The organism is Edaphobacillus lindanitolerans, assembly GCF_900156305.1.
Lineage (GTDB): Bacteria > Bacillota > Bacilli > Bacillales_A > Planococcaceae > Bhargavaea > Bhargavaea lindanitolerans.
In genome coordinates, this window is record NZ_FTPL01000001.1 from 737,331 (window position 1) to 755,456 (window position 18,126).

An 18,126-nucleotide genomic window follows, 5' to 3' on the forward strand; every position below is an offset into this window, starting at 1 on the left:
AAGCAGGCCTGGAAAGACAACCGTTTACAATACTATTATTGGTTTTTTTGTTTCGATAAAGTAGAATTCAATTCATGATCGGAGGCTGGCCGGATGTACAGAAAACTTTTCTTATGTTTCGCTTTAGTTCTATTGATATCCGGCTGTTCGAATGCTGCTACCGGACCGGTTGCTCTGCCCAATGGCCGGTTTCTGACAATCGCGCACCGCGGCGCATCGGCCTACCGTCCGGAACATTCCATTCCGGCCTATCTGCTCGCCGATGAAATGGGTGCAGACTATATCGAGCTGGACTTGCAGATGACAAAAGACCGGCAGCTTGTCGTCGTGCATGACAGCCGGCTTGACCGGCTTGCCGGCATTCCGGATCGTGTGCAGGATCTGACACTCGACGAACTGAAGCGGATTCCGTATGGGGGGCAGTTCAATGAGGAGAATCCCGGACTGGCCGATCAGGGGTACACAGGGATTTCATTTTCCGGGCTGACTGATGTTCTATCGCGCTTCGGCAGCACGGTCAACTACTACATTGAACTGAAATCGCCGGGAAATTCGGGACAGATGGAAGAAGCCGTCGTTTCCGATCTCATTTCATTCGGGATCATCGGTGATGATTCCACCGGGACCGATGCGGAAGGACTCCCGAAAGTCATCCTTCAGTCCTTCAGCGAACGAAGTCTCCTCCGGCTCCATGAATTGAGGCCGGATATTCCGCTCATCCAGCTTTATCCTTTCAAAGGGAATGCGGATCTTTCATCGGCAGCCATCCGGAAGCTTTCCGGCTATGCATCCGGAGTCGGGATCCCGGCCTCCTCCGCCCATCCCGCGTTCATCGATAAATTGCACGGACAAGGTTTGGACGTCCATGTGTTCACGGTGAACGATGAGGACGAAATCCGCGGATTCATCGACATGGGCACGGACGGCATCTTCACAGACCGTCCGGATCTGGCCGTACGACTGTCGCAAGGTAATTGAGTCTATGTAACGGGTTCGGGCCTGACCCTTATTCAGATTAAACAGGAACTGTTGACGGGGTGTTAAGCAGATGTTAGAGATTGTTAAAAGGCAGTCCGCCCGCCCTATTGAGTCCATGGTCCATAGGACACTTGAATGATCAGGTGGACTGTTACAAAGGATTCAATTTTCAGAATAGTAGATGCGACCGCTTGCATATACGGCAAGCGGTTTCTTATGTTTAGGAGGAACCATATTACACGGGGGTGGAATGGATTTGATGAAGAAAAAATGGGCTGCAGCGGCACTGAGCATGTCGCTCGTCATGGGTTCGGCACCGCTGGCGGCGGATGCCAAGAAGTTCGACCGGATCGACTATGACAGCTATCCGGAAGTGGCGGAGGCAAACGGAGGCATGGTGGCGACCGCGCATCCGCTCGCTTCCGAGATCGGTGCGGACATCCTGAAGCAGGGCGGAAATGCCATCGATGCGGCAGTGGCCATCCAGTTCGCACTGAACGTCACCGAGCCGATGATGTCCGGAATCGGGGGCGGCGGATTTATGATGGTCCATGACGGCAAGACAGGCGAGACGACGATCGTCAACAGCCGCGAGCGGGCACCGGGCGGAGCATCACCGGACATGTTCCTCGATGAAAACGGGAAGCCGACACCGTTCAATGAGCGCGTCATGCATGGTACTTCCGTGGGCGTGCCGGGAACCCTGAAGGGACTTGAGGAAGCGCTGGACATTTGGGGGAGCCGGCCGATGGAGAAACTGATCGGACCGGCCATCCAGCTTGCCGACCAGGGGTTTGCGATCGATCCGGTCCTCGCCCAGGCGATCGCGGACAATGAAGAGAAACTCAAGCGTTCCTACGGGCGGCATATTTTCTTTGACCGGGATGGAAAGCCGCTGAAGGAAGGCGACGTACTCGTTCAGAAGGACCTGGCCAAGACGATGAAGCTCATCCGCAAAAAAGGGACCGATATCTTCTATGAAGGTCCGGTCGCCGATGCCCTCGCCGGGGCAGTGCAGCAAGCCGGAGGCTCGATGACGAAGGACGACCTGAAGCGGTATGACGTCACGGTCGATGAACCGATCTGGGGCAAGTACAAAGGCTATGACATCGCCAGCATGCCGCCGCCAAGCTCCGGAGGCGTGTTCCTTCTGCAGATGCTCGGCATTCTGGACGGGTTTGACTTGTCACAATACGACACGAAATCGTGGGAGAAATACCACCTGCTCGCGGAGACCATGCACCTTGCGTATGCCGACCGTGCCGCATACGCAGGCGACCCCGAGTTCATCGATGTGCCTGTCAACGGCCTGCTCGACACCCGTTACATCGACGAGCGGCGTGATTTGATCTCCCTGGACAAGGTGAACCGGAATCCGGTTGCCGGGAATCCGTGGAAATATGAATCGGACGGTGAGCCGGCCGCTGTCGTCGCTCAGCCGGAAAACACCCAGTACGGCGAGACGACCCACTTTACGGTCGCCGACAAATACGGCAATGTCGTTTCCTATACAACGACGATTGAGCAGCTGTTCGGCTCCGGGATCGTCGTGCCCGGCTATGGCATTGTGCTGAACAACGAACTCACCGACTTTGACGCCGTTCCGGGCGGCGCGAATGAAGTCCAGCCTTACAAGCGTCCGCTCAGCTCCATGACCCCGACGATCGTCTATGAAGACGGCGAGCCGGTCCTCACCGTCGGTTCGCCAGGCGGCGCCACGATCATCACGTCGGTCCTGCAGACCATCCTCAATGCCATCGAGTATGAGATGGATCTGAAAGATGCCGTTGAGGAGCCGAGAATCTACACGAACAGCCTGACGTCTTACCGGTATGAAGACGGCATCCCGTCAGACGTCCTTTCAAGGCTGAACTCGATGGGACACCGGTTCGGCGCTTCGCCGACCACGATCGGGAACGTCCAAAGCATCCAGATCAATCCTGAAACGGGCATGTTCCTCGGTGTCGCCGACTCCAGCCGCAGCGGATCGGCCGTCGGCATTGAATTGAAAGGGAAGAAAAAGGGGAAACAATAACCTGTCTCTCACAAAGAAGCAGCCGGCGCGACCATTGCGGTCAGCCCGGCTGCTTTTCTGCGCTTGGAATGTCTTCCTTCATTCATGGAGTCAGCGTTGCTTAACACTCGGGGACAGTTGCTTAACACTCATGGCCATCCGCTTCACACCGATGACCGTTTCATACATACCGTTCACCGCTCCGGGGCTAAACCACCTTCACCGGACGCCAGCCCGGCAACGATGTGAACCGCCAAGTTTCCAGGAAATGTCTAGTTCGATCCCGTCCCCGCTTCATGAGCATCTCCATCTGTTCATCACTCATGTCAAAATCGGTCGCCTTCACATCATCCATCGGGATAAAGACGATATCTTTGGCATGATCCTTCTGGATATACCGTTCGTCATGCGCGTTTTTCATTGTCGTAAACAACGCCTCAAACAGATCGAGGGCGTTGTGGATCTTCCGGGGATTCCGTTCTTCCTCGCGCCGGCTCAGTTTCAATCCGATGACCGGCCGCTCCCGCTTGCCGTTTGGATCATCGAAGATCCACAGCGGGAAATTGCTCAGCACGCCCCCATCGACCACAATGGCATCGCCATCTTTTGTGAACAGCCGGACGGGCTCAAAGAAATACGGAATGCCGCAGCTCATGCGCAGCGCCCGTCCGACGGGAAACGAATCCGCCGGGATCCCGTATTTCTCCAGGTCATCGGGCAGGACGATCATCTTTCCGTTCGTGAGATCCGAGGCGACGAGCTTCAGCCGGCCCGGCGCCAGATCGCCGAACGTGTACACTCCTTTTTCCAGGAGCCGCTCCGTGAACCAGTCCTCGAGCGCTTCCCCCTTATAAAGCCCCATCCGCCAGTAGAGATTCACCCACTTCATGAACGGCAGCGGAAGCAGCGCGTGACGCCGGTCGAGAAGATCACCGAAATCCTGATCCGACAAAATTTCGCTGATTTCGGCTGCCGTGTACCCCGCTGCGATGAACGCGGCCAGGATGGATCCTGCACTTGTCCCTGCCACCCGGCCAAACACCATCCCCTGCCGCTCCAACTCTTCAAACGCACCGACCAGTGCCAGCCCCTTCAGTCCGCCTCCGGAAAACACCCCGTCAATCCGCACGGTTCCGCCCCTTTCAAAAGGACTCTTACCTATACAGTAGGCGAACCGCCGGGAATTTAGAACTTCCGGACCGTTTCAATGTTGAAATGGGTCGAATAAAGAGGAGCACTGCCTGCCGTAAAGGTGTTGTTCCCCGCCTACCCCCTTTTCATCCTTCCATATACCCAGACGTTCAGCACGGACAATCCCCATACCGACAGCGCCAGATAAAACGACACCTCGTCTCCCGCCATATTCAGTTCATCCACAATGATGCCGGACTGCCACAGACAGATTGCCGTTACCGCGGCAGCCAGGGCGGAAATCCCCCACACCGTCATCCCGTTCACCGCCCGGGACCTGGCCAGACTGGTTCCTCCTAAGACGAGCAGTGCCGCGATGAATACAAGATAAACCGGCCTCAGATAAATAAATTCCACAGCACATCTCCCCTTTTATAGAAACGAACGACGGACTGCAAGAAAAGTTGCAAAGTCCCGGAACAACATGGCCGATGGTTGTCTTTGACGGCAAACCGCGCTACATTGGATATATCAGAATTCACTACATAATAGATCGGAGAATCGAATCATGAACATCCGGGAAATCGAGGAACGGGACAACCCGGCCCTGGAAAAGATCATCAAACAATCGCTGGAATCATTCGGGCTGGACATCCCCGGGACGGCATACTTCGACCCGCAGCTCGCCTGCCTGTCGAACTTCTATCAAGATCAGCCAAATGCAAAATACTGGTCTCTTACCAATGATGAAGGCGAAGTCCTGGGCGGCGTCGGCATCGCCCCCTTCTCGCCGCATCATCCGGGCATCTGCGAACTCCAGAAACTGTACATCAAACCGGAAGCCCAAGGGCTCGGGATGTCAAAGAAACTGATGGAAACTGCGCTTGGCTTTGCAGACCAGCACTACACGCACTGTTATCTGGAGACGATGGAAAGTCTGCAGGCAGCGAATCGTCTTTATGAACGCCTCGGATTCCGCAGGCTGGAGAGCCCGCTTGAAGGATCGGAGCATGGCACGATGGACCGTTGGTATTTGAAGGAACTGTAAAGCACGTCAAAAAGGCTGGCACAGACGCTCTGTGCCAGCCTTTTATTCATGTTGTCACTCTTCCAGCCAAGCCCACGCTTCCTCATACTGCCCGGGTTCGAAGTACCGGGCGCGCTGGCGGGCGATCTCGTCCATGCCGAAGGCCGCGGCGAATTCAAGCCAGTTCTGCCCGCTCATCAGGGCAAGTTTGTCGAACGCCATCCAGTGGGCCATGTCGATCTGCACGTCGCGCAGTGCTTCCGGGATCGAAGGGAAATCGATCGTGCCAATTTCGGCGAACAGATTGAACGTGCCGCCCTCCTCATATTTCTGCTGCAGGACTTCCTCCATTTTCATTACATCTTCCTTCGTCAGCCGGCCGTCAAATTCGAATGCAACCGTCTGCGCGTTCTGGCTTGGCTTAAATGTCAGCATGCCACCGCTTCCTTTCCGCATAAGTTCTCATGATCCCTTTCTTCCCCTCTGCCGTCCGGACTAATCAAAGCAAACGGAAAAGGACGAAAGAAAACGTTTTCATCGAATATTTCGAAAACATTCATTGACCCGGCAATTTCCCGCTTCTATAATGAAACACATCTTCCCGGATAGGAGCCTGAACCTCATGAAAGATTTCTTCTCGAAACTGCTGAACGGCATGAGCATCGGGATCGTCGTAGCGCTGATCCCCAATGCCCTGCTCGGAGAACTATTGAAACTTCTGATTCCCCATTTCCCTTTCTTTCAGAACCTGCTGGATATCACCGTTTATGTGATGAGCCTGCTGCCCGTCATCATCGGCGTCATGGTCGGCGTTGCGTTCAAACTCTCGCCGATCCAGACCGCCAGCATCGGCATCGCGGCCATGATCGGAAGCGGGGCAGTCATGAAGACGGCAGACGGCCTGTTCACCCTGAACGGAATCGGCACAACGCTGAATATCGGCATCACCGCGGCGCTCGCCGTCCTGTTCGTAAAGGTCCTCGGAGACCAGATGCGCGAATACGCCATTCTCGTCATCCCGACCGCCACCATCCTCGTTCCCGGCATGATCGGCTTCATGCTGTTGCCGTACGTCCGTGGAGGTTCGGGGCTCGTCGGAAACGGCGTGGCGTTCTTGATGCAGCTCCAGCCCGTCTTCATGGGTGCCGCCATCGCCGTCGTCTTCTGTGTCCTGATCCTCTCCCCGTTCTCGACCGTCGGCGTGGCGACGGTCATCATGCTGTCGGGAATCGGAGCCGGCGCCGCGAACCTCGGGATTGTCGCGGCAGGGATCGGGCTTGCCATTGCGAGCTACAAGGCAAACTCCCTCGGCACGGCACTCGCCCACGTTCTCGGCTCGCCGAAGATCCAGATGCGCAACTTCCTCATGAAACCGAAGATCGCCTTCCCGATGATGATCACCGCAGCGGTGCTCGGGGGACTGGCAGGAGTCCTGAATATCCAGGGCACGCCGTACAGCGCAGGTTTCGGCCTATCGGGACTTGTCGGGCCTCTCAACTATATTAAACTGGCCGACGGCGGATGGACAATCGAAAACATCGCCATCATGCTCAGCACTTTCCTCATCTTGCCGATTACCCTCAACATCGGCCTCATCTACGTCTTCTCACGCCGGCTTAAACTGCTCAAGGCGGACGACTACAAACTGAACTTCGATTAATGAAAGAAGCATCCGCGCCCGTCGGAACGGGCCGGATGCTTCTTTTCGATCGGCGGCTTGAAGAGCATTCAAGATAATCGGTCCATAAGTGAAGAAAGTCACTCTGTACGTGAAGATAACAAGCCTGTAAGTTAAGAAAACCGCTCTCTAAGTTTAGATAACGATTCTATATGTTAAGCAATCGTCTCAAGCGATTCCGATCAGGAACTCACCAAACGGCAATCGCACCGTCCGTCCTCGATTCCGTTCCGGATTGGAGGACGCCGGTTTCCGGGTTGCGCCAGATGATCTGGCCACGGCCGAAACCGCCGGAGTCGGTCATGATCCGGATGTCGTGGCCTCTGCGCTGGAGGGCCTGGGCCAGGTGGTTCGGGAAGTCCGGTTCCACTTGGACGGTCTTGCCTCCGGTCCACTGCCATCTCGGCTGGTCAAGCGCCGCCTGAGGGTTCAGCCCGAAGTCGACCGTGTTCGAGACGACCTGGAAGTGGCCTTGCGGCTGCATGAATCCGCCCATGACGCCGAACGGGCCGACCGCTACCCCGTCTTTCGTGACGAAGCCCGGGATGATCGTGTGGAAGCACAGCTTGCCCGGCTTCAGGTAGTTCGCATGGTCCGGATCCAGTGAGAAGTCGGCTCCGCGGTTTTGCAGGGCAATCCCCGTATCCGGCACCACAACCCCCGAACCGAAGCCCATGTAGTTGGACTGGATGAACGATACCATATTGCCTTCGCTGTCCGCGGTGGCCAGATAGACGGTTCCGGCCTTGACCGGGTCGTACGGTTCCGGCAGCATGGCCTGATCACCGATGTGCCGCGCACGCTCTTCCGCATATTCTCTCGAAAGCAGCTCTTCCACGGTCACCGGCATCTCCGATTCTTCCGTGATGTACGCCTTGCCGTCTGTGAATGCGAGCTTCATCGCTTCGATCTGACGGTGCATCGTCTCCACGTCCCCATAGACCGGCTTGAATCCGTCCGCCTGGTGGATGTTCATGGCCATGAGGGCGACCATGCCCTGCCCGTTCGGCGGAATCTCCCAGACGTCATAGCCCCGGTAGTTCGCCGATACCGGATCCACCCACTTCACCTGATACTCGGCAAGGTCTTCCTTCGTCAGGAACCCGCCATGGGTCTGGACCGTTTCCGCAATTTTGTCCGCAAGCGGACCTTCATAGAATGAGCGCCCTTCCGTTTCTGCTATCTCGCGGAGTGTGTCGGCATGTCCCGGTGCCCTCCACATTTCACCGATTTCCGGCGGCCGTCCGTCGGGGGCGAACGTCTCGAACCACGCGGCGAACATCTTTTCTTCCTCCGGGCTGTTGTCTGACAGCGCTTTGAACTTGTCATAGGCGACGCGCCAGAACTTTCCGAGGATCGGTGTGAGGGGGAAGCCCTCCTCAGCCAACCGGATCGCCGGCGCGAGCGTTTCCCGAAGGCTCAGCCGGCCGAACTTCCGTGACACTTCTGCCCACGCGGCAGGAGCACCCGGAACCGTCACCGGGACGGCTCCGTACACCGGCATCGTTTCATGGCCAAGCGCCTTGACCCGCTCTGCCGTAATGGTTTTTGAAGAAGGGCCGGATGCGTTCAAGCCGTGCAATTCACCTTTCGTCCAGATCAGCGCGAATGCATCGCCCCCGATTCCATTCCCCGTCGGCTCGACGACCGTCAGTGCCGCAGCCGTCGCAATGGCCGCATCAATCGCATTTCCCCCGTTGCGCATGATTTCCACCCCGACCTGCGCTGCGAGCGGCTGGCTTGTCGCAACAATCCCGTTCTTGGCAAAGACCGTGTGTCGGCGTGATGTGAATGGATGGTATAAGTAATCCATATGTAATTCCCCCTTGTTTTTAAGCTTACAGTTTCAGCCCCGTCCTGCTCTTGAACCTGCGCAGCAGGACATGGCTTTCCACCCGGGTGATCCCGTCCAAAGCATAGAGTTTCTCATTGATGAAGCGTTCCAGATCCGGAAAGTCCTCCACCAGCACATGGACGTGCAAGGTCGAAGGCCCCGTCATCTGATAACAACTGGCAACGTCCGGAATTTCAACGAGCGAATGTGCAACATCAACGAGCGACGACGGGTCGCAGTCCACCTCAAAAAATGCGGATACGCCTTTACCGACCCGTTCGCTGTTGATGACGACCGTAAAGTTCTCGATGATGCCCGACTCTTTCATGTTCTGTATCCTGTCGCGCACAGCAACCCGGGACAGATTCAATTCCGCTGCAATTTCAACATAGGATCGGCGTCCGTCCTCAACCAACAGATTTAATATTCTTTGATCAATGCGATCCAATATAATCCCTCATTTCAGAAGATTAATGGCCTGGCATTTATTATCCCATCCTCCCGATTGAAATTACATGTTTATTTTTTCAAGAGCCTCCCATGAAGACTGCTCCATAGAGAAGTGCCGCAATCACCACGATGGTCGGGCTGACTTTTCTCACTTCCAGGAGAATATAGCCGGCGACGATGAGGATCGTCGTATGGAGGGCACCGACCCCCACATAAGAGTCGAAGAAGAAATCATAGGTCATGAGTCCGAGCAGAATCGCAATGGTCGGCCGGACCACTTTTGTGAGCCTTTTAACCTGAGGAGATTCCTTATACTTCATCAAAATTCCAAGCAGCAGCAACAGCAGGATCAGTGAAGGTGCGACTGTGGCGAACACAGCCACCACGGCTCCCAGTATCCCTCCCTGGTCAAATCCGATATAGGCCGCCATCTTTGTGGCGATCGGTCCGGGCAGACCATTTCCGAGTGCGACGATTTCACTGTACTCGCTGGTGGTGAACCACCCGTACCTCTCCACCACTTCATGTTCAAGCAAAGGGATCGTGGCCGGTCCGCCGCCATAGCCAAGCAGGTTCGGGATCAGGTTCGCAATGAATATCTGCCAATAAATCATTTCTTAACCTCCCCGGCTCCCTTGCGCATTTTGTCCCATGGGACGAACGCAGAAAGGATCAGAATCACAATGATGATCGCCGGATGGACATTTAGAAGGGTGATCAATAAAACACTCGCAATGGCCAGCAGGATGGTGGCGGTCCAGCCGAGTCCATTGCCTGATTTCTTGATGAAGTCATACGCCATCACACCGATCATGACGCCGGCAATCGGGATTACGCCCTTCGCCATCCCCTGAACCCAGGGCTTGTCCTTGAACGCATTCAAAAGGGTTAAGAACAGAATCATCAAAATTGCAGTGGGCAGGAACGAACCGAGAAGGGTGACGATCATCCCCCAAAACCCCTTCAGCCGCCAGCCGATATACCCGGCCATTTTCGTGTTGATCGGCCCCGGCAAAGTATTGGCGAGCGCAAGGATGTCGGAAAACTCGTCATCGCTCATCCATTTGTACCGGTCCACGACTTCTTTGTGCATGAGCGGGATGGCGGAGAGGCCGCCCCCGTATCCAAGCAGCCCCGACCTGGTAAACGCAATCAGTAAATCTTTATACATATCAATCCGACCTTTGTAGAAGAATTGCTCCCGGGATTAAGAGCTTTGTAACGATCCCTTTTCTTTCTTGCTCTTAATATTATTATAAATCCCGTAAACCATCGAGAGAACAGCCAATACGATCAATACGGCCGAGATCGGACGGGTCATGAACACGGAAAGGTCTGAATTGATCGTGATGGCCTGCCGGAGGTTTTGCTCGATCATCGGCCCGAGAATGATGCCGAGGATGAAAGGCGGCAATGGGAAGCCGTTGTTTTTCATCCAATAGCCGATGAGTCCGAACAAAAGAAGCACCCAAACATCAAAAGTCCTGTTGTTGACCGCGAAGCTGCCCAAGACGCAAAGCATCAGAATGAGCGGAATGAGCACGTGCTGAGGAATATCATTGATCTTCAGGAATGCCTTGATGCCGAAGCTTTGGACGAGCAGCATGAAAATGGCCGCGATGAAGATGGAAATGAAAATCCCGTAAACGAGAACCGGCTGGTTCTGCATCAAGAGCGGCCCCGGCTGGATACCGTGGATCAGGAGTGCGCCGAGCATCATTGCCGTAACGGCATCTCCCGGAATTCCGAATGCCAGCATCGGGACAAAAGCTCCGCCGATGGACGAGTTATTGGCAGACTCGGCGGCGATGACTCCGTCTTTTTCACCCGTGCCGTATTTCTCCGGTGTTTTGGAGAACTTCTTGGCAATGTCATAGCTCAAGATGTTCGCGATGCTTCCCCCTGCCGCGGGAAGGATTCCGACAAAGACTCCGATGAGGCTGGACCGGATGACATTCAGTTTGGATGTCCACATGTCCTTGAGCGTTTTCAATATCGGATAACTGACGCTCGAATTCACCTTGATGTCCATGCTGTCCGGCGGATTTTTGATGTCCGTCATGAGCTGGGAAAATGCAAAGACACCGATCAGCACCGGCAGGAAGTTAAACCCGGCAAGCAATTCAGTGAATCCGTATGTAAATCGGCTCGTCCCGACCAGCGGATCCGTGCCCACCATGGCAAAGGCGATGCCGATTACGCCTGCGATCAGCCCTTTGACAAGCGAGCCCTCACTCAGGCTGGCAATGGCACTGATCCCGAACAGCATGAGCGCAAACATTTCCCACGGTCCGAAGTTCAATGCCCATTCAGCCAGAAGCGGCGTCATGAAGATGAGGACAATCCCGGAAATGATCGTACCGATGAATGAAGCCCACAGCCCCACTGCCAGTGCACGCCCGGCCTCGCCTTTCTTGACCATCGGATATCCGTCGAAAGTCGTCGCCATGGCTGAAGGAGTCCCCGGAATGCCCAGAAGGCAGGCCGTGATCAACCCGCCTGAACTCCCCCCTACCTGGACCCCCATCATCAGCGCGATCCCGTTGATCGGATCCATGCTGAAGCTGAAAGGCAGGGTCAGTGCGACCCCCATCGTGATCGTAAAGCCCGGGATGCTCCCGACAACGATCCCGACAACGACACCCGTCAGGAGGATCAGCATCGTTTTGATATTCAGGATCGTTTCAAAACTAAGAAGTAAATCTTCCATTCAGTCTCACCTCTCTTTAATCTAGTCGTTTAAAACAGTGTTCCGCCCGGCAGATACACCGACAGTCCGTATTGGAACACAACAAACAGTAGGACTGTGATCAGGACGGCGCCGATGATTCCGACCACATACCGCTTTTTACCCGGGACGAGCAACAGGTAGAGCGCGAACAAGAACAAGATCGAACTGATGAAATAACCGATTTCCTGAAGCAGGAAGATATAGATTGCAAAGATGACAAACGTCAGGATGACTTTCCGGTTCTCTGCAAAACGTTGCCTAAAACCTGCCACCGCCACTTTCTCTCTTTGTGCGCTCTTCCCCTTCCACAACTGGTAGGCTGCGCTCACCAACAGACAAACTGCCAAAAACAGCAAGAGTCCAATGATGATCTTCGGAAAGAAGTCCGCCTCAGTCTTGGCTGCACCGCGAATCGGGATTTGCAATGCGCCGTAATAGGCAATCCCGCAAAACACGATGACCACCAGTGCATTTACCAAGTCTCTTTTTGCCGCCTGCATTTACTCACTCTCCTGTTTTGAATAGCGGGGATCTCTATTCAGACAAAACAAATTGTAAGCCCAAATCAATGTCCGCTTTCATTTTGTTTAACATCATATTCAAGAAGTTCTAACTTGTCAATCTATTTTCGATACAAAAAGTCATGATAATTCATTTTTAGACTCACTATTAGTTCAATAAAAAACCAATTCGCCTTCATTTCGTAAGCGCTTTATTCAAAACCTGACAAGAATAAATTATCAAAATACATTGACTTTCAGTTCCGTTGGTTCTATCATACGGTTTATTAACCATAGGAAAGGCGTGATTCCACCTGAATTACAAGCGTTTGGGTACTGCCATTTCACTTGACGACCGTCTCTGCTCAACCAAAAAGGGGGCCGAAAAATGAAAAAGAAGATCATTTTGTCAGCACTTCTTCTCTTCTCTGCGGTATTGGGGGCCTGCAGCGATTCAGGTTCTTCCGCCGAAGCCGAAGATGCCGCAGCAGGATATCCGGAAAAGCCGATCCAACTGATCGTTCCTTGGAGCGCCGGCGGTGATACGGATGCCATTTACCGAATCGCGAGTGCAGAGCTTTCCAAGGAACTGGGGCAAAAAGTGGTCATTCAAAACGTAGCGGGGGCAAGCGGGGTCGTAGGGGCCCAACAGGCATTGACCGCCAAACCGGATGGATACACGCTGCTCGCAGTCCATGATTCTGTCGCGATGTCGCAAATGACCGGGCAGGCGGAATTCGGGTACAGCGACTTTGAACCCGTGGCAATGCTGACATCTTCCTACGATTTTGTAGCGACAAGCCCGGATAATCCGTGGGACTCGATGGCCGACCTGGTCGCAGACGCGGAGAAAAATCCTGGCAAAATCTCGTATGCCGCATCGATCGGTTCCACTTCACAACTGGAGCCTGTCCTGCTCGAATCGGTGGCGGACATCAAATTGAACATCGTCGGCTATGACGGAACTGCGGAACGGATGAAGGCGGTGGTCGCCAACGACGTGGCACTCGGCAGCGTGTCGGCAATAGCCGGGAAAGACTACATAGCCGACAACCGGATGAAACTGATCGGATACAATGGCGCGGAAAGAAGCAACGTCTTGCCGGATGTCCCGACTCTCAAGGAACAAGGGCTGGATATGGTATCAGGAACCAACAGGGGAATTGTCGCGCCGAAAGGGACACCTGAAGCGATCATCGAACGGCTCAGCGATGCACTGGAAAAAGTGGCATCGAACGAGGATTTCGTGAAAAAGATCGTCGATATGGGCACCGATGTGAACTTTAAAAACACAGAGGATTACAAGGAATTTATCAAACAGAGCGAAGAAGAGATGAAGGAATTGCTCAAGACCAGCGGTTTGCTGAAAGAGTAATCGTCTCATTGGGAAAGGATTGTAAAGATGATGAAAAAGTTATTATTGGCTGCGGGGATCATGGGACTCGCCATGATGGCCCTTACTGGCTGCGGAAGCGGCTCTGCAAAGGAATCGGGATCGGCTGATTCTGATTATCCGAACAAACCGATCCAGTTGATCGTTCCATGGGATGCGGGCGGAGATACCGATGCAGTGAACCGGATTGCAGCGGAAGAACTGGAGAAAGTTCTTGGACAGACGGTGGTCGTTAAAAATATCGCGGGCGGAAGCGGCGTCATCGGCTCCCAGGAAGCACTGAGCGCGAAGCCGGATGGGTATACCCTTCTTGCGGTCCACGATTCCATGGCCATGTCCCAGCTGACAGGACAGGCAAGCTTCGGATTTGAGGATTTCGAACCGATCTCGTTGATTACATCCACATACAATATGATTGCCACAAGTCCTGAAAATCCATGGAACTCCATGGAAGACCTTGTGAATGATGCAAAAGAACGGCCCGGTGAAATTTCCTATGCGGCATCCATCGGTTCGATCTCGGAACTTGAGCCGGCCCTGATCCAGACCGCGGCGGATATCAAGTTCAACATCATCGGCTACGACGGAACGGCCCAACGGATGAAAGCCGTTGTCGCGAACGACGTGGCACTCGGCAGCGTATCGATTGTCGCCGGGAAAGACTATGTAGAAGGGGACCGCATGAAGTTCCTCGGATATACCGGAGAAGAACGCAGCGATGACTTCCCGGATGTCCCGACTCTGAAAGAACAGGGGATCAATGTCGTTTCTGCTGCGAACCGCGGTTTTGTCGCACCGAAGGGCACGCCTAAAGAGATCATCGAAAAATTGAATGACGCATTCGAGAAGGTCACTTCCAGCGACTCCTTCAAAGAACGTCTTGAATCTCTCGGCACCGAAGTGAACTATAAAGGAACCAAAGACTACGTTCAGTTTATCGAAGACCTGGAGAAGGACATGGAAGAGTCCCTCAAACAGAGCGACCTGATCGATTGACCCGAATATCCGATGGAGCAGCCGGTACATGCGGCTGCTCTATTTTTGCGTGGATGCATGTCCAACTCCTCCGCAACGTATGATGGCAGGAGTCTATTGAAAAGGAGCGGCCCAGATGACAACCGGATTGATGATCATCTTATTCCTTGTACTCATCCTGCCCTTTGCAATAAAAGCAGTGGAACGCCGGCTGGAATGGTTCCTTCTCATCATGGGCATCGCGGCCGTTTTGGTCAGCGGCGTATTCAGCCGGGAACTGCTGGGACGCGCACTGTCCGACCCTCTTCCGATCACGGGGGCTGTCCTGATCGCCGGGATCCTGTTCCGCCTGTTTTCCCGGCAGATGGACCGCAGTGTGCGGTGGCTGCAGCGGGTGATTCCCGAGCGGCTGTTATATGCGTTGATCGTCATGCTGCTCGGTCTCGTCTCCAGCATGATCACGGCAATCATCGCAGCGCTCGTGCTCGTCACCGTCACATCCGCCCTCCGCCTCCGGAGGCGGTCCGAAATCCGGCTCGTTATCCTCGCCTGCTATTCGATCGGGCTCGGTGCCGCCCTCACCCCGATCGGTGAACCGCTCTCGACGATCACGGTCAAGAAACTCGGCGCGGATTTTTCATTCCTGTTCCACCTGATCGGGTTGGATGTGCTGACAGCCATTCTTCTGTTCGGGCTGCTCGCCGCGGTCTGGGTTGATCCTCCGCTTGAGCGGATTGCCGCGGAAGACACGGGGAACCTCAAGGAACCGTTCTACTCCCTCATTTCGCGAACCTTCAATGTCTATGTGTTCGTCATGGCCCTCACGCTTCTGGGCACGGGATTCGAACCGCTCATCCGGGAACACCTGACCGACGTCGCCCCGGGCACACTTTACTGGATCAACATGCTCTCCGCCATACTCGACAACGCCACCCTTGCCGCAGCCGAAATCAGTCCCTTGATGCAATATGACGCCATCCGTGCGATCTTGCTCGGACTCCTGATCAGCGGCGGCATGCTTATCCCCGGGAACATCCCGAACATCATCGCAGCGGGAAAATTGAAGATCACCAGCTTGGAATGGGCGAAATTCGGGATACCGGTCGGACTTGTCGCACTCTTGGTGTACTACTTTATCGGAATCCGGTGAGAAATTGGATGGCTGTTCATGGGACAGGTGAATGGGCGGAGATTCGGCTCGGTTGGGCCAGTTTCGGTCTGACTGGTCGAAGTTTCGCTACGAGTGGCCTCAGTTCCGACGCGAGTGGTCGAAGTTTCGCTCGAGCGGCCCCAGTTCCGACGCGAGTGCTTAACCCAAATGGATTCAAAACGCCTCCCGGCAGCCGGGAGGCGCTGTTTATGTTCTATTTACTTCCGTGATTTTCGTTTGGCCTGCTTGGTGAGTTGCTTCCATTTGTTCGTCTCGGCAATTTGTGCCCGGACGTCGTTTTTCCGTTCAATGTAGGCGATTTCCCGCTGAAGCCTGAAAAAGCTCTCCAGCCGGTCGGCAGGAAGCCGGCCCTCCTCGACCGCTTCGCGGACCGCACAGCCGGGTTCCTTTTTGTGCGTACAGTCACGGAACCGGCAGTGGTCGGCCAGTTCCTCGATATCCCGGAACCCGGATTCGAGCCCTTCCCCCTGATCCCAAAGCTGGAGTTCCCGCATGCCCGGCGTGTCGATGAGGCAGGCACCGCCGGCGAGCGGGATGAGTTCCCGGTGGGTCGTCGTATGGCGGCCTTTCGCATCGTCTTCCCGGATTCCCTGGACGTCCATGATCTCATGACCGGCGAGCCGGTTCGCCAGCGTCGACTTGCCCGCTCCCGACGAGCCCAGTATGGCAGCGGTCACGCCTTCTCCGAGAAATTCCTGAACCTGGTCGATCCCCTCTCCGGTCACCGCACTGACCGGAACGGCGTCCACCCCATAGGCGATGCCGTCGAGCTGATTCAAATAAACATCCGGATCCTCACACAGATCCGACTTTGTCAGGACAATCACCGGTTTCGCCCCGGAATCCCATGCGGCGACCAAATACCGCTCAAGCCGTCGGATATTGAAGTCGGCGTTCAGACTCATCACCAGGAAAACAAGGTCGATATTTGCCGCCACGATCTGCTCCTCCACCTGCTGGCCTGCAACTTTTCGGGTGAACACGGAAGTCCGGTCAAGCAGGCGGTGAATGATCCCCCGCTCTTCCCCCGGCATTTTCCGCACGAGCACCCAGTCGCCGACCGCCGGATAATCCATCCGTGAAACGGCCATATGGTCGAAACTTCCCGATACGGAAGACAGCCATTCCCCTTCTCCGGTCATCACCCGATACATCCGTTTATGTTCAAGAACCACCCGTCCCGGCACACAGCCTTCCAGTGATGATTCCGATAACCAGTCCTTCGCCTGGCTGAAAAATGGTTCATGAAAACCTGATTGATTGAACTTCAAATGAATTCCTCCTGTTTATCCGTGCCAAAATGAAAAACCTCCATGACCGCCGATCCGGCAGCCATGGAGGTTCAGGCACACAAAACAAGAGGCATGCGTCAAAACGCACCCCGCGGGCGTGTGGAACCTGGCTGACCGGATCGTTTCACTGCAATCTCCATTACGTTAGCCATACCACATCACCCGCTTTCCGTTCGTTGTTTTAATCAGAATAGCAAGACGGATGGTTTTTGTCAATCGGTTCATTCATTTATTCTGGTGCATCCGTTCCTTCTTCACCCGGCTCCGCAAGAGTGGTGTCCAGAGGAGCTGCCTGTGCATCCTCTGATTGCTGTTCGGAAGACGGCTGCGCAGACGGTGTTTCCGAAGGAGACCCAGGCTGATCCGGAGACGAGGGTTTCGCGGGTATAACTGTCTTTTCGGACGACTTTGTTTCAGACGGTGCCTCCTGTTTCACTGGTTCCGCCCCGGTCGTCGGCTCCTGTTGCATGCCTTTGTTTTTCTCGGCGTTCTTCTTCGCTTTCTCGGCCGCTCTGTCAATTTCCTGGATCGCCTTGTTTACGGCTTTGTCGACTTCCGCCAAGTACGTCTCTTTGTCCCAGTCTCCTCGGCCGTTGCCGATACCCGCTATCAATGAAGCCGCATAATCATTGAGCGCCCGGACGCGCCTCTGCTTTTCGGACTCCGTGAAATCATCCAGCTCCTTGGCCGCCGATCCGACCGACTCGTTCAACTTCTGCCGGAGCTCGCCCATCAGCCGTTCCTTTTCGGCAGTGATTGCCGAATCGATTTCACTCACAGATTCCGACCGCTTCCCGTTAAACCAATTTTCCAGCATCACTCCCGCATCCTGTCCGGCCACCACCGACCCCACACCGGTGCCGAATAAGATACACAGGCAGAATCCGAGCACAAGCACGAGTCGTTTACTCCCTTTGCTGTTCATGTCTTCCCTCCATTAAAAGAGCAGGAC

18 protein-coding genes are annotated in these 18,126 nt (G+C 54.7%); 7 read left to right on the forward strand and 11 right to left on the reverse strand.

Annotated elements, in window-relative coordinates:
- Positions 1 to 93: 93 nt before the first annotated feature.
- Positions 94 to 978, forward strand: a complete 885-nt coding sequence (locus tag B0B07_RS03500; RefSeq protein ID WP_076756965.1) for a glycerophosphodiester phosphodiesterase family protein — start codon at positions 94 to 96, stop codon at positions 976 to 978.
- 259 nt (positions 979 to 1,237) lie between these two features.
- A complete protein-coding gene (ggt, locus tag B0B07_RS03505; protein ID WP_076757491.1) occupies positions 1,238 to 3,013 on the forward strand; it encodes a gamma-glutamyltransferase in 1,776 nt (591 codons plus the stop codon).
- A 187-nt stretch (positions 3,014 to 3,200) separates the two neighbouring features.
- Here the strand turns inward: ggt and B0B07_RS03510 are convergent, their stop codons facing one another.
- Together B0B07_RS03510 and B0B07_RS03515 are read right to left on the reverse strand one after the other, a co-directional pair.
- A complete protein-coding gene (locus tag B0B07_RS03510; RefSeq protein WP_076756966.1) occupies positions 3,201 to 4,121 on the reverse strand; it encodes a patatin-like phospholipase family protein in 921 nt (306 codons plus the stop codon).
- Positions 4,122 to 4,258: 137 nt separating this feature from the next.
- The gene (locus tag B0B07_RS03515; RefSeq protein ID WP_076756967.1) at positions 4,259 to 4,540 is read right to left on the reverse strand and encodes a hypothetical protein; all 282 of its coding nucleotides are present in this window, start codon (positions 4,538 to 4,540) and stop codon (positions 4,259 to 4,261) included.
- A gap of 151 nt (positions 4,541 to 4,691) precedes the next feature.
- Here B0B07_RS03515 and B0B07_RS03520 point away from each other — a divergent pair, with 151 nt between their 5' ends.
- Positions 4,692 to 5,171, forward strand: coding sequence for a GNAT family N-acetyltransferase (locus B0B07_RS03520; protein ID WP_076756968.1), 480 nt, complete (start codon positions 4,692 to 4,694; stop codon positions 5,169 to 5,171).
- A 54-nt stretch (positions 5,172 to 5,225) separates the two neighbouring features.
- On the opposite strand, the gene B0B07_RS03525 is transcribed toward B0B07_RS03520, so the two are convergent.
- Positions 5,226 to 5,585 carry a SpoIIAA family protein gene (locus B0B07_RS03525; RefSeq protein ID WP_159438416.1) on the reverse strand — a complete coding sequence of 120 codons (360 nt, stop codon included), beginning with the start codon at positions 5,583 to 5,585 and terminating at the stop codon, positions 5,226 to 5,228.
- Positions 5,586 to 5,772: 187 nt separating this feature from the next.
- Between B0B07_RS03525 and B0B07_RS03530 the strand changes: the two genes are divergently transcribed.
- The gene (locus B0B07_RS03530; protein WP_076756970.1) at positions 5,773 to 6,810 is read left to right on the forward strand and encodes a PTS sugar transporter subunit IIC; all 1,038 of its coding nucleotides are present in this window, start codon (positions 5,773 to 5,775) and stop codon (positions 6,808 to 6,810) included.
- A 208-nt stretch (positions 6,811 to 7,018) separates the two neighbouring features.
- On the opposite strand, the gene B0B07_RS03535 is transcribed toward B0B07_RS03530, so the two are convergent.
- From B0B07_RS03535 to B0B07_RS03560, 6 genes are all read right to left on the reverse strand, one after another.
- A complete protein-coding gene (locus tag B0B07_RS03535) occupies positions 7,019 to 8,641 on the reverse strand; it encodes a gamma-glutamyltransferase family protein (protein ID WP_076756971.1) in 1,623 nt (540 codons plus the stop codon).
- 25 nt (positions 8,642 to 8,666) lie between these two features.
- Entirely contained in the window at positions 8,667 to 9,116 is a 450-nt protein-coding gene (locus B0B07_RS03540; RefSeq protein ID WP_076756972.1) for an Lrp/AsnC family transcriptional regulator, read from the reverse strand.
- Between the two features lie 73 nt (positions 9,117 to 9,189).
- Positions 9,190 to 9,726 (reverse strand): chromate transporter, encoded by a 537-nt coding sequence (locus B0B07_RS03545; RefSeq protein ID WP_076756973.1) that lies wholly within the window; start codon positions 9,724 to 9,726, stop codon positions 9,190 to 9,192.
- Positions 9,723 to 10,283, reverse strand: a complete 561-nt coding sequence (locus B0B07_RS03550) for a chromate transporter (RefSeq protein WP_076756974.1) — start codon at positions 10,281 to 10,283, stop codon at positions 9,723 to 9,725. The genes B0B07_RS03545 and B0B07_RS03550 overlap by 4 nt, the downstream gene beginning before the upstream one ends.
- Positions 10,284 to 10,319: 36 nt before the next feature.
- Positions 10,320 to 11,822, reverse strand: coding sequence for a tripartite tricarboxylate transporter permease (locus B0B07_RS03555; RefSeq protein WP_076756975.1), 1,503 nt, complete (start codon positions 11,820 to 11,822; stop codon positions 10,320 to 10,322).
- A 29-nt stretch (positions 11,823 to 11,851) separates the two neighbouring features.
- Positions 11,852 to 12,343 (reverse strand): tripartite tricarboxylate transporter TctB family protein, encoded by a 492-nt coding sequence (locus B0B07_RS03560; protein WP_076756976.1) that lies wholly within the window; start codon positions 12,341 to 12,343, stop codon positions 11,852 to 11,854.
- A 388-nt stretch (positions 12,344 to 12,731) separates the two neighbouring features.
- Here B0B07_RS03560 and B0B07_RS03565 point away from each other — a divergent pair, with 388 nt between their 5' ends.
- From B0B07_RS03565 to B0B07_RS03575, 3 genes are all read left to right on the forward strand, one after another.
- The gene (locus B0B07_RS03565) at positions 12,732 to 13,718 is read left to right on the forward strand and encodes a tripartite tricarboxylate transporter substrate binding protein (protein ID WP_076756977.1); all 987 of its coding nucleotides are present in this window, start codon (positions 12,732 to 12,734) and stop codon (positions 13,716 to 13,718) included.
- 30 nt (positions 13,719 to 13,748) lie between these two features.
- Positions 13,749 to 14,732 (forward strand): tripartite tricarboxylate transporter substrate binding protein, encoded by a 984-nt coding sequence (locus tag B0B07_RS03570; protein ID WP_076757492.1) that lies wholly within the window; start codon positions 13,749 to 13,751, stop codon positions 14,730 to 14,732.
- 115 nt (positions 14,733 to 14,847) lie between these two features.
- Complete coding sequence (locus tag B0B07_RS03575) at positions 14,848 to 15,861, forward strand: DUF1646 family protein (RefSeq protein ID WP_076756978.1); 1,014 nt, start codon at positions 14,848 to 14,850, stop codon at positions 15,859 to 15,861.
- A 218-nt stretch (positions 15,862 to 16,079) separates the two neighbouring features.
- Here B0B07_RS03575 and rsgA read toward each other — a convergent pair whose 3' ends face one another.
- Positions 16,080 to 17,153 (reverse strand): ribosome small subunit-dependent GTPase A, encoded by a 1,074-nt coding sequence (gene rsgA, locus B0B07_RS03580; RefSeq protein ID WP_076756979.1) that lies wholly within the window; start codon positions 17,151 to 17,153, stop codon positions 16,080 to 16,082.
- A 250-nt stretch (positions 17,154 to 17,403) separates the two neighbouring features.
- Positions 17,404 to 18,099, reverse strand: a complete 696-nt coding sequence (locus tag B0B07_RS03585) for a superantigen-like protein SSL4 (protein ID WP_076756980.1) — start codon at positions 18,097 to 18,099, stop codon at positions 17,404 to 17,406.
- Positions 18,100 to 18,126 lie beyond the last annotated feature (27 nt).

Coding starts and splice junctions, on each gene's coding strand:
- B0B07_RS03545 (WP_076756973.1), bottom strand. CDS start 9,726: ATGATTTATTGGCAGATATTCATTGCGAACCTGATCCCGAACCTGCTT.
- B0B07_RS03530 (WP_076756970.1), top strand. CDS start 5,773: ATGAAAGATTTCTTCTCGAAACTGCTGAACGGCATGAGCATCGGGATC.
- B0B07_RS03585 (WP_076756980.1), bottom strand. CDS start 18,099: ATGAACAGCAAAGGGAGTAAACGACTCGTGCTTGTGCTCGGATTCTGC.
- B0B07_RS03500 (WP_076756965.1), top strand. CDS start 94: ATGTACAGAAAACTTTTCTTATGTTTCGCTTTAGTTCTATTGATATCC.
- B0B07_RS03560 (WP_076756976.1), bottom strand. CDS start 12,343: ATGCAGGCGGCAAAAAGAGACTTGGTAAATGCACTGGTGGTCATCGTG.
- B0B07_RS03555 (WP_076756975.1), bottom strand. CDS start 11,822: ATGGAAGATTTACTTCTTAGTTTTGAAACGATCCTGAATATCAAAACG.
- B0B07_RS03535 (WP_076756971.1), bottom strand. CDS start 8,641: ATGGATTACTTATACCATCCATTCACATCACGCCGACACACGGTCTTT.
- B0B07_RS03570 (WP_076757492.1), top strand. CDS start 13,749: ATGAAAAAGTTATTATTGGCTGCGGGGATCATGGGACTCGCCATGATG.
- B0B07_RS03550 (WP_076756974.1), bottom strand. CDS start 10,283: ATGTATAAAGATTTACTGATTGCGTTTACCAGGTCGGGGCTGCTTGGA.
- B0B07_RS03525 (WP_159438416.1), bottom strand. CDS start 5,585: ATGCTGACATTTAAGCCAAGCCAGAACGCGCAGACGGTTGCATTCGAA.
- ggt (WP_076757491.1), top strand. CDS start 1,238: ATGAAGAAAAAATGGGCTGCAGCGGCACTGAGCATGTCGCTCGTCATG.
- B0B07_RS03565 (WP_076756977.1), top strand. CDS start 12,732: ATGAAAAAGAAGATCATTTTGTCAGCACTTCTTCTCTTCTCTGCGGTA.
- B0B07_RS03520 (WP_076756968.1), top strand. CDS start 4,692: ATGAACATCCGGGAAATCGAGGAACGGGACAACCCGGCCCTGGAAAAG.
- B0B07_RS03575 (WP_076756978.1), top strand. CDS start 14,848: ATGACAACCGGATTGATGATCATCTTATTCCTTGTACTCATCCTGCCC.